The 15,881-nt window shown below is 73.7% G+C and carries 10 protein-coding genes and 1 pseudogene; 3 read left to right on the forward strand and 8 right to left on the reverse strand.

Annotated features, from left to right (window positions below; genetic code table 11):
- Positions 1-121: 121 nt before the first annotated feature.
- Positions 122-1,474 carry an amidase gene (locus ACZ4WH_RS16740; protein WP_468180971.1) on the forward strand — a complete coding sequence of 451 codons (1,353 nt, stop codon included), beginning with the start codon at positions 122-124 and terminating at the stop codon, positions 1,472-1,474.
- Positions 1,475-1,648: 174 nt separating this feature from the next.
- Here ACZ4WH_RS16740 and ACZ4WH_RS16745 read toward each other — a convergent pair whose 3' ends face one another.
- Positions 1,649-1,822: a hypothetical protein gene (locus ACZ4WH_RS16745; RefSeq protein ID WP_133918774.1), complete on the reverse strand. Its 174-nt coding sequence runs from the start codon at positions 1,820-1,822 to the stop codon at positions 1,649-1,651.
- A 453-nt stretch (positions 1,823-2,275) separates the two neighbouring features.
- Between ACZ4WH_RS16745 and ACZ4WH_RS16750 the strand changes: the two genes are divergently transcribed.
- On the forward strand, positions 2,276-2,674 hold the full coding sequence (locus tag ACZ4WH_RS16750; RefSeq protein WP_468180973.1) for a hypothetical protein: 399 nt from the start codon (positions 2,276-2,278) through the stop codon (positions 2,672-2,674).
- Between the two features lie 152 nt (positions 2,675-2,826).
- Here ACZ4WH_RS16750 and ACZ4WH_RS16755 read toward each other — a convergent pair whose 3' ends face one another.
- The 6 genes from ACZ4WH_RS16755 to ACZ4WH_RS16780 form a co-directional block, all read right to left on the reverse strand.
- On the reverse strand, positions 2,827-4,344 hold the full coding sequence (locus tag ACZ4WH_RS16755; RefSeq protein WP_468180975.1) for an SDR family NAD(P)-dependent oxidoreductase: 1,518 nt from the start codon (positions 4,342-4,344) through the stop codon (positions 2,827-2,829).
- A 1,146-nt stretch (positions 4,345-5,490) separates the two neighbouring features.
- Positions 5,491-6,822 (reverse strand): wax ester/triacylglycerol synthase family O-acyltransferase, encoded by a 1,332-nt coding sequence (locus tag ACZ4WH_RS16760; RefSeq protein WP_468180977.1) that lies wholly within the window; start codon positions 6,820-6,822, stop codon positions 5,491-5,493.
- Positions 6,823-6,969: 147 nt separating this feature from the next.
- Positions 6,970-9,291 (reverse strand): GH92 family glycosyl hydrolase, encoded by a 2,322-nt coding sequence (locus ACZ4WH_RS16765; protein ID WP_468180979.1) that lies wholly within the window; start codon positions 9,289-9,291, stop codon positions 6,970-6,972.
- 126 nt (positions 9,292-9,417) lie between these two features.
- Positions 9,418-10,638 (reverse strand): glucose-1-phosphate adenylyltransferase, encoded by a 1,221-nt coding sequence (gene glgC, locus ACZ4WH_RS16770; RefSeq protein WP_468180981.1) that lies wholly within the window; start codon positions 10,636-10,638, stop codon positions 9,418-9,420.
- Between the two features lie 50 nt (positions 10,639-10,688).
- Positions 10,689-11,840 carry a glycogen synthase gene (glgA, locus tag ACZ4WH_RS16775; RefSeq protein ID WP_468180983.1) on the reverse strand — a complete coding sequence of 384 codons (1,152 nt, stop codon included), beginning with the start codon at positions 11,838-11,840 and terminating at the stop codon, positions 10,689-10,691.
- Between the two features lie 40 nt (positions 11,841-11,880).
- The gene (locus ACZ4WH_RS16780; RefSeq protein ID WP_468180985.1) at positions 11,881-12,645 is read right to left on the reverse strand and encodes a (2Fe-2S)-binding protein; all 765 of its coding nucleotides are present in this window, start codon (positions 12,643-12,645) and stop codon (positions 11,881-11,883) included.
- A gap of 228 nt (positions 12,646-12,873) precedes the next feature.
- Between ACZ4WH_RS16780 and ACZ4WH_RS16785 the strand changes: the two are divergent.
- A pseudogene (locus tag ACZ4WH_RS16785) lies at positions 12,874-13,705 on the forward strand (DMT family transporter); the annotation flags it as partial.
- 978 nt (positions 13,706-14,683) lie between these two features.
- Here ACZ4WH_RS16785 and ACZ4WH_RS16790 read toward each other — a convergent pair.
- Complete coding sequence (locus ACZ4WH_RS16790) at positions 14,684-15,868, reverse strand: transglycosylase family protein (protein ID WP_468180987.1); 1,185 nt, start codon at positions 15,866-15,868, stop codon at positions 14,684-14,686.
- Positions 15,869-15,881: the final 13 nt, after the last annotated feature.

Below are 15,881 nucleotides of genomic sequence, written 5' to 3' on the forward strand. Positions count from 1 at the left end.
ATCGTTGTCGGGGCCTTCCGCGGAAGTCAATGACGGTGCACGGCCTCTCGACGTGCGGCCTCCCGAGCGGGCACAGTTCTCCCTGCCCGTCTTCCGTACCGATGAGTAACGAGGAGCGCCCGTGAGCAGCTGGGCCGGCCGGAGTGCCGCCGAGATCGCCGCCGCCGTCCGCGAGAAGCGGGTGACACCGAGGGAGGTGGTGGCCGGGCACCTCGCGCGGATCGAGCGGTCCGACGGCCGGATCGGGGCGTTCCGGAAGGTCCGGGCGGAGGCGGCGCTCGCCGAGGCCGACGAGCTGGCGTCCCGGTCCGATCTGACCGAACTACCGCTCGCGGGCGTGCCGTTGGCGGTGAAGGACAATCTGGCGGTGCGCGGCGAGTCGTGCCGCAACGGCTCCGCCGCCACCTCGGACGTCCCGGCCGCCGAGGACCATGTGACGGTGGCGCGGCTGCGGGCGGCGGGCGCGGTGGTCGTCGGGCTGACGAACGTGCCCGAGCTGTGTGTCTTCGGCACCACGGAGGGCCCGTACGGCATCGCCCGCAATCCGTGGGACCTCTCCCGCACGGCGGGCGGCTCCTCCGGGGGCAGCGCGGCGGCGGTGGCCGCGGGGCTCGTGCCGCTCGCGCTGGGCAACGACGGGATGGGCTCGCTGCGCATCCCGGCCGCGAACTGCGGTCTGGTCACGCTGAAGCCGGGGCACGGGGTGGTGCCGGCGGGGATCGGCGACGGCGACTGGTTCGGCATGTCGGAGAACGGCCCGCTGGCCACGACGGTCGAGGATCTGCGGCTGATGCTGGCGGTCCTCGCGGACACGGAGTTCGTACGGCCACGGGAAGGGGCGCGCCGGAAGATCGCCGTCGGTCTGCGCAGTCCGCTCGCCGGGGTGAGCGTGAACCGGTCGTATACGGCCGCGGTACGGCAGGCGGCCGGGGTGCTGGCGCGGGCCGGTCATCAGGTGCGGCGGGCCGAGCCGCCGTACCCGCTCTCCCTGGGCGTGACCGCGCTCCGGCACTGGACGGCGGGTACGGCGGTGGACGCCGGGAGTCTGGACCGGGCGCGGCTGGCCCGCCGGACCCGGGTGCACGCGGCCGTGGGCCGCCGGTTCGTCCGGCCGGTTCGCACCGGCGCCGCGCGCGAGCGGCTGCGCGCCCGGCTGACGCCGTTCCTCACCGAGTACGACGTGCTGCTCACCCCGGCCCTGGCCCGCCGCTCCCCCGAGGCCGGCCCGTGGCACGAGCGCGGCTGGCTGCGCAACGTGCTGGCCAACACCGCCTACTCGCCCTTCACCCCGCCGTGGAACCTGACGGGCTGGCCTGCGATGTCCGTGCCGGCCGGCAGCCTGCCCTCGGGCGCCCCCTGTGCCGTACAGCTCGTGGGGCGGCCGGGCACGGAGGCGATGCTGCTGGAACTGGCGCGGGAGTTGGAGGAGCTGAGCCCGTGGCGGCGCACGGCACCGGCGGCGGATCAGGGCTAGGCCCTGTCGTTCGGATCATCCCGGCGTCGCGGGGCCCAGGGGCCGACGCCCGGTGGATGCTGCGCGGTAGGTGAGGCCCGCGGCCGTCCCTCGGCCGCGGCTTCTCCGATCCGCGTGGGCGTGCGGCTGTCACGCCCACGCGGGCGGCGATCGCGACGGAACCGACCCGGGGGGTCAGTCCACGCTCGGCAGGATGTGGGGCTCGGCGAGGTCGTCCTCGTAACCCGCGAGGCGGATCGGGGCGGACCGGGCCCACACGTCGAGGCTGCCGAGTTCTCCGGGCCGGCGGCCCCCGCGCTCCGTGCGTTCCTTGGGGCGCTGCTCGCGATTCGTCTTCTCCGGTGTCACCGCGCACTCCTTATGTGTCGGGTCACCCTCGGGGCGTACCGGACAGTCTGCGCTCCGGCGCTCGACGCCCGCTCGGGTCTGGATGGAAGGCCAGTTCGGACGCGGTGGCGCCGGTTCCTCTGTCAGAGCAGGCCGTTGTCCGGCGGCTCGCCCCAGGACGGACGGTGGGTGTGGGTGGAACCCCGGTGCTGGTGTCCGTCAGCACCAGATTAACCAAATGAGCGGGCATCCGCTCGATAGGGAGTGCAAACAAGCTGTAACCGATACGCTTCCTGCGGCTCCTCAATACCCACCAATATGGGGCCTTTTGAAACAAGACGCTCACTCGGACGACACCGTGAATCACCCATGCGGCCTACAGGAGCGAACACCTCTTCAAGTCCCGTTGGCCCGGCGGCAAGCTCGTCATGTTCTGCTGACGAGGCAACGGCTGACTCGCGGAAGGACTGACGCGTGGAACTGCGCAGCGTCGAGGAGCTGATGGATCTGCTGTACGCCGGCCGGCGCCAGCACGCGCTGCGGACCGCGGCGCTGCTGCGCCGCAGCCGTCCCGCGGACAAGGAACTCCAGGTGGCGGGGCTGGTCCAGGGCATCGGGCCGGTGCTCTGCCCGGGGGACGAGGCGGCCCGGGCGCGCGGCGCGGCCGAGGCGGTGCGCGCCCTGCTCGGGGAGCGGGTGTTCCGGCTGGTCCGCGGGGACGCGGACCCGGCCGACGACGACGATGTGCTGCGGCTGCGCCAGGCCGGCGAGGAGGGCCGTACGGCCGGCTTCGACGCGGGCGTGCTGGAGGACTGGCGCACGGTGCTGGAACTGGTGGCGGCCCGCCACGCGCGGCTCGGCGCGGTCGACTGAGGTCCGGCGGTCGACTGAGGTCCGCGGTCGACTGAGGTCCGGCCGCCGCCGTAGCACGCTCCAGGGCCCCGGAGCCGCCGTAGCACGCACCCCGGCCCGCGCCGTACCCCGCTCCCGCGCTGCGTCACGCGCGCGGCGGCTCTACCGTGTGTCTACCACTTGCCGGGCGCGTAGTCCTTGAGGAAGACGCCGTACAGGTCCTCGCCCGCCTCGCCGCGCACGACCGGGTCGTAGACGCGGGCCGCGCCGTCGACCAGGTCGAGCGGTGCGTGGAAGCCGGCCTCGGCGAGGCGCAGCTTGTCGTAGTGGGGACGCTCGTCGGTGATCCAGCCGGTGTCGACCGAGGTCATCAGGATGCGGTCGGTCTCGAACATCTCGGGGGCGCTGGTCCGCGTCACCATGTTCATGGCGGCCTTGGCGGCGTTGGTGTTCGGGTGGCCCGCGCCCTTGTAGCCGCGGCTGAAGACGCCCTCCATGGCCGAGACGTTCACGATGTACGCCCGTCCGCTCGCCGCCTTCCTGGCGGCGTCGGCCATGGCCGGGCGGAGCTTGCTGATCAGGATGAACGGCGCCGTGTAGTTGCACAGCTGGGTCTCCAGCAGCTCCACCGGGGAGATCTGCTCGATGGTCTGCACCCAGGTGTTGGACTCCACGACGTCGGGGAGCAGGCCGCCCGCGTCGATGGCGGTGCCGTCGAGGTGCCGGGCGACGCTGGCGTTGCCCGCCACGAGGGCGAGGTCGGCGACCTTCTGCGCGTCGAGGCCGCTGGTGCCGAGGGGCAGCGCGGCCAGGCCGTCGACCGCGCCGGAGTTGAAGGCGCCGATGACGTGGTGGGCGGGCAGCTCACCGGCGGGCAGCGGGGCGGTCTCGCCGTCGACCAGGGCGGCGTAGGCGGAGGGCAGGCGGCGCACGGTCTGTGTGGCGTTGTTGATCAGGATGTCCAGCGGGCCGGCCTCGGCCATCTGATCGGCCAGCGCGACGACCTGGGCCGGGTCGCGCAGGTCGATGCCGACGACCTCCAGGCGGTGGATCCAGTCCGCCGAGTCCTCCATCGCCTTGAAACGGCGGATGGCGTCCTTGGGGAACCGCGTGGTGATGGTGGTGTGCGCGCCGTCACGCAGCAGGCGCAGCGCGATGTACATGCCGATCTTGGCCCGGCCGCCGGTGAGCAGGGCGCGCTTGCCGGTGAGGTCGGCGCGGGCGTCCCGCTTGGCGCGGTTCTCGTCGGCGCACTTCTGGCACAGCTGGTGGTAGAAGTAGTCGACCTCGACGTAGCGCTGCTTGCAGATGTAGCAGGAGCGGGGGCGCTGGAGTATGCCCGCGATCCGGCCGGACTCGACCTTGGAGGAGGGCAGGATGCCCTCGGTCTCGTCGTCGATGCGCTCGGCGGAGCCGGTGGCGGTGGCCTCGGTGACGGCGCGGTCGTGCGCGGTCTTGGCGGCCCGGCGCTCCTGGCGGCGGCGCTGCTTCACCGTCCGGTAGATGTGCGAGGTGGCCCGGCGGACCGCGATCGCGTCGGGGTGGTCGACGTCGAGCCGGTCCAGTTCCTCCAGCACGCTCAGGCAGACGGCAAGCCGCTCCGGGTCGATACCGGGCCCGTAGACCGCCTCGTCCATGGCGGCGTCCGTGGGCACGTCCATCGCCGCCGAGCCGTCCTCTGTCACCGTCATCGCGCTGCCGCTTCCCTGATCACCCGCGCAGCGCTCCGACTCGCGCCCGCCTTCGAACAGCGAATTTTACGGAGCACCGCCCAGGTCACCAAACCGCTGCCCTGACGAGCGCGAGCCGATCACAGCCGACGGGTCGGGCCGACCGCCGCGGGGAGTGCGCGCGCTGGGCGGCATGCGGGCGCGTACCGATCACGGACGACGGGCGGGGCGGCTCCGTGGGGAGTGCGCGCGTTGAGCGGCATGCGCGCACGTATCGATCAGGGACGACGGGTCGGCCCCGTGGAGAGTGCGCGCGCTGGTCCGCATGCGGGCGCGTACCGATCACGGACGACGGGCGGGGCAGCCTACGTGGAGAGTGCGCGCGTTGGGCGACAGGCGGATGCGGGCATGGCGCGGACGGCGGACGGGGCAGCCTACGTGGAGAGTGCGCGCGTTGGGCGACAGGCGGGTGCGGGGCGGCACGGACGGCAGGGCGTGGAAAAACGGCTCGCAGCGCCGGGAGAAGCGACGGCCGTGGCCGTGGGCGGGGCGCTGGTCCTCGCGGGACGGCTGCGGCGCACGGGCGAGGGCGGCGACCCGGGGGGCTGGCCGCGGCGTGTGGGCGAAGGCGGCGATCCTCATGGGACGGCTGCGGCGCACGGGCCAGGGCGGCGATCCTCCTGGCACGGCTGCGGCGCTTGGCGGGGCCGGTGGCCGTGGTGGGAGGCTGCGGCGCACGGGTGAGGGCGGCGACCCGGTGGGACAGGCTGCGGCGTGTGGGCGGGGCTCGGTGGCCTGGCGGTGCGGGTCGGGGGGCTGGTGGTCTCGCGGTGGGCGTTCACAGGCGGGTGGGCCGGCGGTTCGGGCTGACGAGCCGGTGGTCTCGCGGTGGGGGGCTGACAGGCGGGCGGACTGGCCGTGCGGACTGAAAGGCCGCTGATCTCGCAGTGGGGGCTGACAGACGGGCGGACTGGCCGTGCGGACTGAAAGGCCGCTGATCTCGCAGTGGGGGCTGACAGCCCACCCGCACCGCCGACTGTTCCATCCCGTCCGCCGAGCGCCCACCACCCACCCGCAGCCGCCGGCGGCGCGTATGCCCCGCGGGGGCCACCCGCACCCGGCGACGAGAGTTGCACGGGTGGGCGGGTGGGCACGTCTCCCCGGTGCTCAGCCGTCGCAGACGGCCAGGAGTGTCCGCACCTCCGCCGACACCGCGCGAGCGAACCGGTCCAGGTCCGGCACGGCCTCCGCGTCGGCGACCAGCCCGTAGTGCACGCGCCCCCGATACGTCGAGATCGCGACCGCCAGTGCCTGGCCGGGCGCGAGCGGGGCCAGTGGATACACCTCGGTCAGCTCGTGGCCGCCGAGCCGGAGCCCGAGCCCGGGCAGCGGCACGCTGGTGACCAGGATGTCGAACCACAGCCGGGCCGCCTGACCGACCAGCGGCCCGCCCAGCCGGTGCCCGAGCGCCGGAACGTGGTCGGCGAGCAGCGCGACCGCGCCGGCACCCCGGTTGGGACCCGCGTCCTTGTTGCGGACCATCGCGGTCCGCACCGTTTCCAGACGGCCGAGCGGGTCGGGCTCGTTCACCGGAAGCCGTATCAGGTACCCGGAGAGCCGGTTGCCCTGCGGCTGGGCGGTGTGCGGACGACGCCGGGAGACGGGGATCAGGGCGCGGGGCGCCACACCCTTGCTGCCGTCGCCGCGCTCGTCCAGCCAGCGGCGCAGCGCGCCGGCGACGACGGCGATGAGGACGTCGTTCACGGTGCCGCCGGCGCTCTTGCGCACCCGGTGCACGTCGTCGATGTCGAGGACGACCCCGGCGGTGCGGCGGGTGCCGCTGGGCGCGGAGGTCAGCGCGGCGGACGGCCGCATGCCGAGGGTGGACAGGGCGAGCGAGGCGCCGATGTCCAGGGCCCGGCCCACGTCGGACAGCGCACCCCGGACCAGCTCGGGCACCCGCGCGGGGAGCCGGCGTACATCGGAGAGCAGGCCGCGCGGCGGCTCGACGGCGCGGGGGGCGCGCTCGGGCAGGTCGACGGGGTCGAGGACGCCGGCGGCTAGCTTCAGCGCGCGCAGCCCGTCGGCGAGGGCGTGGTGGAACTTGAAGAGCACGGCGAAGGACACCCCGTCCTCGCCGGGCAGCACATGCGCCTCCCACGGCGGCCGGCCGCGTTCCAGCGGGCGCTCCATCAGCCGCCCGGCGGCCGCGTGGAAGTCGTCGGTCGGGGCGTGCAGCCGTACGTGGTTCAGCGGGTCGAAGTCCGGGTCGGTCTCGCGGGCGGCGCCGCCGAAGGCGAGCGGCTGCCAGAGGTCGCGGATGCGCATGCGCAGGCCGGGTACGGCGGCGGCCCGGGCGGCGAGCAGGTCGGCGGCGTGGGCCCCGGCGGTGGGCGAGTGCGCGGCGAAGACGCCGAGCGCGCCGAGGTGCATCGGGTGCCGGTCGGACTCCATGTTCCAGAAAGCCAGGTCTAGTGGAGCGAGCAGGTCGGAAGTCAAGGGCTTGCCTCACGCGTCGACGACGGGTGGATCAGCAGTCAATCCCTGCTGAGCGATTACGGTCAAGTACGATCACGCTACGCACAGTTAACGCCAGGTTAAGTCCCGCCTCTGGCGAAAGGGACGGGACACAGGCGACAGCCGAGGTCACCTCAGGACGGGCGGCGCCGCTTCGGGTGACGTACCCCACTCCGACGGGCGCGGGCCGACCGTGAAGGCGAGGGAGCGCAGGGAGCGCAGCGCGCCGGTCGTCAGATAGGTCCGGCCGTGCGGCCTGCCGTCCGTGCGCACGGCCTGGACGTAGCGGTCGGCGGCCGAGGTGCCGGGGGCGGTCACCGTCAGCCGGCCGGCGGGCCAGTGGCGGCGGTCCAGGGTGAGGTCGACGCGGTCGAAGACCGGGGTGGTCAGGCCCCAGGTGTCGTAGCCGGGCTGGACCGGGAAGAGGCCGATGGACGACAGGACGTTCCAGGCGGACATCGTGCCGAGGTCGTCGTTGCCGGTCATGCCGGTGGGGCTGTCGGTGAACAGGGTCAGCGCGGCGTGCACCACGTCCGTGGTCTTCCAGGGCTGGCCGGTGGAGAGGTAGGTGTAGGGCGCGATGAGGTCCGGCTCGTTCATCGGGTTGTAGACGGCGGCGTTGTAGTACGCGTACGGGTCGCCGTGCACCCACACCTCGCGGGCGGTCCCCTCCGGGTCCGCGAGCAGCCGGTCGTAGGCGAAGAAGGCGTCCAGGCGGGCGTTGGCCGCACGCGTCCCGCCGATCAACCCGACCATGCCCGGGACGTCCTGCGGGACGAGCCACTGGTACTGCCAGGCCGTGCCCTCGTGGAAGCCGGTGCCGCGGGCCGGGTCGGGCGAGCCGGTGAAGGCGCCGGAGGTGTCGCGGGCGCGGAAGAAGCCGGTGCCGGGGTCGAAGACGTTCCGGTAGTTGCGCGAGCGGGCGGCATAGCGGGCGGCGTCGTCCTCGTGGCCGAGACCGCGGGCCATCTGGGCGAGCATGGCGTCGGCGAGCGCGTACTCCAGGGTGACGGAGGCGCCGTGGTGGTAGTCGGAGTCGCCCATCTTGGCGTACGGCCGGCCCTTGACGTAGGGCGCGAAACCGTCGGCGACGTACTCGGCGTTGGCCTCCCGGCCGATGCCCGGGTGCTCGGCGGGCGGCACGCCGTCGGCGTTCTTCTTCAACGCGCGGTAGGCCCGCTCCTCGAAGCCCTTCAGGAGCCCCATCCGGTAGGCGGTGGTCAGGAACGGGGTGACCGGGTCACCGCTCATGATGTTCGTCTCGACCGGGCCGTAGCCCCACTTGGGCAGCCACCCGCCGTCCTCGTCGATCGCGACCACCGACCGGGCCATGTCCCGTGCCTCGCGCGGGGCGAGCAGCGCGAGCAGCTGGGCCTGGGTGCGGTAGGTGTCCCACAGCGACCAGTTCTGGTAGTAGGTGAAGCCGCGGGCGCGGTGGGTACGGCGGTCCCAGCCGAAGTAGCGACCGTCGGCGTCGCTGCCGATGTTGGGCGCGAGGTGGGAGCGGTAGAGCGAGGAGTAGAAGGTCCGGCGGAGCGTGGGGGTGCCGCCGCGCACCCGTACGGCGGCGAGCCGCCGCTCCCACTCCTCGCGGGCCCGGTGGCGTACGGCGTCGAACGGCTGGCCGCCCTCTGCCCGCAGATTGCCGGCGGCGCCGCGCGAGTCGACGTACGACAGGGCGGTGGTCGCTTCGACCGTGCGGTTCCGGGTGGTGTCGAAGCGTACGTAGGCGCCGCCCGGTCCGCTCCGGGCGCCCGGGGTGACGGTCCCGCCGTCCCAGGTGCCGTAGGCGGTGAAGGGCCGGCTGAAGCGGGTGATCGTGTAGACCGTGTAGGGGCCGGTGTCCCGGCAGAAGCCGTGGCCGGTGATCTCCGTGCGCACGGTGCGGTCGTCCAGGATCTGTACCGCGCTACTCACCGGCTTGTGCAGCGACTGGGCCGCGTTCAGCAGGACGTTGGCCTTGTCGGTGGCCGGGAAGGTGTAGCGCTGCACGCCGGTTCGGGCGGTGGCGGTGAGTTCGGCGCGGATGCCGGAGGCGAGGCCCACCCGGTAGTAGCCGGGGCTCGCCTCCTCGTCGTCGTGCGAGAAGGCCGCCGCGTACTGAGCGTCATCCGTCTGGGTGACGTCGCCGGTGGTGGGCAGCACGGGCAGGTCGCCGCCGATCCGGCATCCGACGCCCGAGAGGTGGACCAGCGAGAAGCCGCGGATACGGTTCTGCGCGTAGTCGTAGCCGGTGCTGTGCCCGGTGTCCGGGGAGAGCTGCACCATGCCGAAGGGCACGGCCGCGCCGGGGAAGGTGTTGCCCTCGTTCTGGCTCCCGATGAACGGGTTGACCAGGTCGGTGAGGTGGCCGTCGGTCCGCTCGGCGGCGCGTGCGGCGGGGGTGGCGATCAGCGTGGACGCTGCCATCACCCCGGCCAGGCACAGCCGCGTGCGCCGGGTCCCTCTCATGTCGGATGACCTCCGCAGGTTGGACATCGTTGCCTGCATCCTGAACGGCGAACGGTGCAAACCCGGGCATTCCGAGAGGGTGATGTGGAACGCGTCGCGCCCGGAGGGTCGCTGACGCCCTGTCCGTCAGGGCACCCGCTGCCCCTTCCCCAACGCGATGACCCCGCCCTTGGACACGGTGTACAGCTCGGCGTCCCGCTCCGGGTTGACGCCGATCGTCGCGCCGGGCGGCACCTCGACGTTCTTGTCCAGCACGGCGCCGCGGACCACCGCGCCCCGGCCGACGTGGACGTTGTCGTGCAGGACCGAGCCCTGGACGACCGCCCCGGGGTCGACGCGGACGCCCGGCGAGAGCACGGACCGGGTGACCTGGCCGCGGATCAGGCAGCCCGCGCTGATGATGGACTCGCTCGCGATGCCGCCCGCGTTGAAGCGGGCCGGCGACAGCTGGTAGGAGTGCGTGTAGATGGGCCACTGCCGGTTGTAGAGGTTGAAGGCCGGGCGCTCGGCGATCAGGTCCATGTGCGCCTCGTAGTAGGCGTCCAGGGTGCCCACGTCCCGCCAGTAGCCCTGGTCGCGGCTGGTCTCGCCGGGGACGTGGTTGTCGCTGAAGTCGTACAGCTGCGCATCGCCGCGCGCGGTCAGCTGGGGCAGGATCGAGCCGCCCATGTCGTGCACGGACTGGCTGTCCTCGGCGTCCCGCTGCAACGCCTCGATCAGGGCCTTGGTGGTGAAGACGTAGTTGCCCATCGAGGCGAAGACCCTCTCCGGGTCGTCCGGGAGCCCCGGCGGGTCCGCCGGCTTCTCCAGGAAGCGCTCGACACTACGGCCGTCCGCTCCCGGTGTGATCACGCCGAAGGAGGAGGACTCCGCACGCGGTACCCGGATGCCGGCCACCGTCACCCCCGCGCCGCCCTCGACGTGCTGCCGGAGCATCTGCCCCGGGTCCATGCGGTAGACGTGGTCGGCGCCGAACACGGCCACGTACTCCGGCTGTTCGTCGTGGACGAGGTTCAGCGACTGGAGGATCGCGTCGGCGCTGCCCAGGTACCAGCGCGGGCCGAGGCGCTGCTGGGCCGGGACCGGGGTGACGTAGTTGCCGAGCAGGCTGGACATCCGCCAGGTGGTGGTGATGTGCCGGTCCAGCGAGTGCGACTTGTACTGGGTCAGCACACAGATGCGCAGCACGTCGGCGTTGACGAGATTGGACAGGACGAAGTCGACGAGGCGGTAGGTGCCGCCGAAGGTCACGGCTGGTTTGGCGCGGTCCGCGGTCAGCGGCATCAGGCGTTTGCCCTCGCCGCCGGCCAGCACGATCCCGAGTACGGAAGGCCCTCCACGACGCATGGCCGCTCCCCTCACCCTGGTTGAACCATGGCTGCCCCGAGCAGGCCGGACTAAGCCTGCTTGACGATCTCCTCGTAGAGCCCCGCCGTACGGCGGGCCACCGCGTCCCAGCCGAACTCCCCCACCGCGCGGGCCCGTCCGGCCTCTCCCATCCGCCGGGCCGCGTCCGGATCGCCGAGGACGGTGTCCAGCGCCCGGCCGAGCGCGGACTCGAAGCCGTCGTCCACGTCGACCAGGAGGCCGGTACGGCCGTCGTCCACGACCTCGGGGATGCCGCCCACCCGGGACGCGACGACCGGCGTGCCGCAGGCCATCGCCTCCAGGTTGACGATGCCGAGCGGCTCGTACACCGACGGGCAGGCGAACACCGTGGCGTGCGTGAGGAGTTGGATCACCTCCGTGCGCGGCAGCATCTGCGGGATCCAGAACACGCCCGCCCGCACCCGGCGCAGCTCCTCGAACAGCTCCTGGAACTCGCGGTCGATCTCGGGGGTGTCGGGCGCGCCCGCGCACAGCACGACCTGGGCGCCGGGGTCGATGTCCCGTACGGCGCGCAGCAGATGGGGCACGCCCTTCTGCCGGGTGATGCGTCCGACGAACAGGACGTACGGGCGGGCCGGGTCGATGCCGTGCCGGGCGAGCGCGTCGGTGCCGTGATCGGGCCGGTACAGGCGCGTGTCGATGCCGTTGTGGACGACGTGGACGCGGGCCGGGTCGAGGGCCGGGTAGCAGGCGAGGATGTCGTCGCGCATGGCGCCGGAGACGGCGATCACCGCGTCGGCGGCCTCGATCGCGGTGCGCTCGGACCAGCCCGACAGCGCGTAGCCGCCGCCGAGTTGCTCGGCCTTCCAGGGGCGGAGCGGCTCCAGCGAGTGCGCGGTGACCACGTGCGGAATGCCGTACAGCAGCTTGGCGACATGGCCGGCGAGATTGGCGTACCAGGTGTGGGAGTGGACGAGTTCGCGGCCTTCGAGGGCGGCGGCCATGGCGAGGTCCACGGAGAAGGTGCGCAGCGCGTCGTTGGAGCCGTCGAGGACGGACCAGGGCCGGTGGCGTACGACACCGACGCCACGCCCCTCGCCCCAGCAGTGCACCTCCAGGTCCACCAGGGCGGTCAACTCACGGGCGAGGAACTCCACATGGACACCGGCGCCGCCGTACACATCCGGGGGGTACTCCCGGGTCAGCAGTCCCACTCGCACCCGACAACCCCCTGGTCTCGGTGGCAGGTTCCCCTCATGGTCACCCAGATGCGGCGCCCGGGGAAGAGCGCGGGGACGAGCGCGGCGGGCGGGTGAGGCAGCAGTCGCCGCAGAGCCCGCCGCCGGGCACCCGGTAGTACAGGCAGCAGCTGCGGCGCCGGAACGCCGTTCCGGTGCGGGTGCCGGTGGCGCTCAGCAGAGGATGGGCGAAGAGTTCGCCGGTGAGCGCGCGGGTGCGGGCCGCGACGTCGGTACGACCGTGGGCGCGGGCCCAGCGGCTCAGCTCCCGGGCCGTCGCGGCGAGCGCGGAGCCCGCGTTGCCCCACAGCAGGCCCGGCGCGACGCCGTAGCGGACCCGCAGCACCGCTGTCAGGGGCTCCAGATGGCCGTGCAGCACGGTGCCGGCGAGCGTGGCCGCGTCCCCGGGCAGCGGCCGCAGCTCGGTGAGCCACAGATCGTCGGGGACGGCCGCGCGGGCGTCCCAGCGCAGCAGGCGCGGATCGAGGTCGGGCAGCCGGCCGTACAGGACGGCACAGCCGAGGGCCGCCGACCACAGCCGGGCGGCCAGCCCCTGCTGGGCGAGGGAGGCGGCGACCCGGGTCTCACCGGTCCGGAGCCGGTCCGCGACCGTGGCGACGCGCAGCATCACCGGATCGCGGCCGGCCTCCTCGGTCGCCGCCGCGTAGCCCTCCGCGAGGGTCGGCAGCCGTTGTACGTCGGTGCCGCCGACGGCTCCCGGGAGGGTGCGCAGGGCGAAGAAGCCGCCGAGCGGGCGCAGCGCTGCGAGATCGGGGTCCAGGTCCACGACAGACACTCGTACCAGGCCCGGCGCAGGGGTGATCGGGCGGGTGTCCACCCGCCATCACCCCTCCCAAGGATGATCACACGGCTGGTGTACTCCATCGGCAGTAGGACGCATTGCGTGCTCAGGTACGACGACGGGAAGGGAGCGGGCGGGCAGAGTGTTGGCCATGGAAGCCGACCGTATGCCGCGCCGGGCCCAGGACGCCCGTCGCCCGCAGAGGAGACACCGATGAGCGCCCTGGCGTTGTCCGTGCTCCTGTCGGTCGTCTCCGCCCTCGCCTACGCGGGCGGAGCGATCGTGCAGGAGCAGGTCGCGGTGTCCTCTCCCGACAGCGGGTACCTCCCGCTGCGCCGGCCGGGCTGGTGGGGTGCGCTGGCGCTCAACGGTCTCGGCGGCGTGCTGCACGTCGTGGCGCTGGCCTACGGGCCACTCAGCCTGGTCCAGCCGCTCGGCGCGCTGACCATCGTCTTCGCGCTGCCCATGGCGGCGCTGTGCGTCGGCCGCCGGGCCGGCGCGACCGCCTGGCGCGGCGCCCTCATGGCCACGGTGGGCCTCGCCGGTCTGCTCTCCCTGGTCGGCTCCTCCTCCGCGCACTCCCTCACCCCGGCCCAGCGGCTGGCGGTCGCGCTGGTCACCGGCGGGGCGGTGGTGGCGCTGATGTTCGCGGGCCTGGCCGCGCACCGGCATCCCGCCGTGCGCAGCGTGCTGCTCGCCACCGCCTCCGGCATCGCGTTCGGCATGTCTTCGGTGTTCACCAAGACGGTGGCCGTCGACTGGAGCCACGGCATCGAGCTGGGCGACCTGCCCTCGCTCGCGGTGATCGGCCTGTTCGCGGTCGCCGGCGTCCTCTTGTCCCAGGCCTCCTACCGGGGCGGCGGCCTCGCCGCACCGCTGGCCACGCTGACGGTGGTCAATCCGGTGCTGGCCGCCGCGGTCGGCATCCTGATGTTCGGCGAGACGTTCCGCTACGGCACCATGGGCACCGCGCTCGCCCTGGGCTGCGGGGTGGTGGCGGCGGGCGGCCTGATCATGCTGACGACGGAGCGGATGACAGGCGAGACGGCACCGGCTGTTCCGTCGCCGGCTGTCCTGCCGTCAGCGGAGGTGCCCTCCGCACAGGGTGTGCCGGTCGCCGCGTCGGCGTGCGCCGCCGAGGACACCCGCCTCGCCATGCCGCAGCAGCGCGTGGGCGCGGACGCGGCGCCAGACCGGGGCAAGCCCACCGAGACCGACCCAGGGCCGACCGAGCCGCTGGTGAGCGCTGGGACGGCCGAGTCGGGCGTCCACGCCGGGTCGGTCGAGCGGGTGGTGCTCGCCGCGTCGGCCGAGCCCCTGGTACGCGCCGGGTCGGTCGTGCACGCCGTGTCGGCTGAGCCCTTGGCACGCGCCGGATCGGCCGAGTCCTTTGTACTCGCCGGGTCGGCCGAGCCGGGCGTCCACGCCGGGCCCATCGAGCAAGTGGCGCACGCGGGTCCGGCCGAGCCCTCGGCACGCGCCGGATCGGCCGGGTCGGTCGTGCTCGCCGGGTCGGCCGAGCCAGCCGTCCACGCCGGGCCCATCGAGCGGGTGGCGCACGCCGGTCCGGCCGAGCCCTTGGCGCGCGCCGAGTCGGGCGAGTCCGTTGCACTCGCCGGGTCGGCCGAGCCAGGCGTCCACGCCGGGCCCATCGAGCAAGTGGCGCACGCCGGTCCGGCCGAGCCCTCGGCACGCGCCGAGTCGGTCATGCTCGCCGGGTCGGCCGAGCCAGGCGTCCACGCCGGGCCCATCGAGCAGGTGGTGCACGCCGGTCCGGCCGAGCCTGGGCTGCGCGCCGGATCGGCCGAGTCCGTCGTGCTCGCCGGAGCGGCCGAGTCGGGCGTCCGTGGCGGGTCGGTCGAGCCGGGTGTGGCCGAGTTGCTGGTGTCCGGCCCGCCGGGAAGCGGGGCGGACGCCGAGGGCGCCGGGCCGTCGGCCGGTGGTGTGCTCCCGGCGTCGTACACCCCGCTGCCCGCAGGCGTCGTCGTGCCGCTGCCGGTCGTGGACCGGCACCGCACCCGCGTCAGATCCTGACGCCGCCGGCCCGCAGATAGGCGAGCGGGTCGACGTCCGAGCCGAACCCGGGCCCCGTCCGCACCTCGAAGTGCAGATGCGGGCCCGTGACGTTCCCCGTGGCACCGGAGCGGCCGATGCGCTGGCCCGCGGTGACGGTCTGGCCGTTCCGCACGGCGATGGCCGACAGGTGGGCGTACTGGGTGTAGCGGCCGTCGGCGTGCCGGATGACCACCTGATAGCCGTACGAGCCGCCCCAGCCCGCCGCCACCACCCGCCCGGCCGCCGCCGCCTTCACGGAGGTGCCGGTCGGCACGAGGAAGTCGACGCCGGTGTGGTAGCCCTTCGACCAGTGCGAGCCCGCCACGTGGTAGCCGGTGCCGACGGACGCGGTCACCGGGGCGACGAGCGCGTGCCGGGCCGGCGGCGTCGTGCGGTGTGTGGTGGGGCGCTCCGAAGGGGTCTTCTTCTTCGGAGCCTTGGGGGGCGCGGAGCGGGTCGGGGTGCCGTTCAGGCTGAGCCGCTGCCCCGGCATGATCAGGTCGGGATCGGCGCCGATCGTGGCGCGGTTGCCCGCGTACAACGTGCGCCAGCCGCCCGTCACGTGGTGGTCGCCGGCGATGCCGGAGAGGGTGTCGCCGTGCACCACCGTGTACATCTCGGCCCGGCCGGCCCGGGACTGCGGGGTGGTCTGCGGCTGCACGTCCTTGACGGAGCCGGAGTGCTCGGAGCCGGAGTGCGCGGAGCCGGACTTCGCCGAGCCGGTTTGCGCGGGACGCGTGGAGCTGGTCTCGGTGTGCACGTCGGGGGCGGCTCCGCCCCGGGTGAGCCCGGCCCGTACCGAGCACACCGGCCAGGCGCCCGGCCCCTGCCCGTCGAGGACCTTCTCGGCGACGGCGATCTGCTCGGCCCGGGTGGCCAGGTCGGCGCGCGCCGCGAACCGGGTGCCGCCGTAGGCCTCCCAGGTGGACTGGGTGAACTGCAACCCGCCGAAGTAGCCGTTGCCCGTGTTGATGCCCCAGTTGCCGCTGGACTCGCAGGCGGCGACCTTGTTCCAGGTGGCCACGTCGGCGGCGTCCGCGGTGCCGACGGCGACCAGCGGGATCGCGAGGCCGGCGCCGCCCGCCGTGACGGTGAGTGAGGCGCGGTTGATCCTGTTCGGCTGGTACCGGCGGTGCCGACCGCGTACGGCCATGTCCGAATTCCCC

This window comes from Streptomyces sp. NPDC029138 (genome assembly GCF_055564375.1).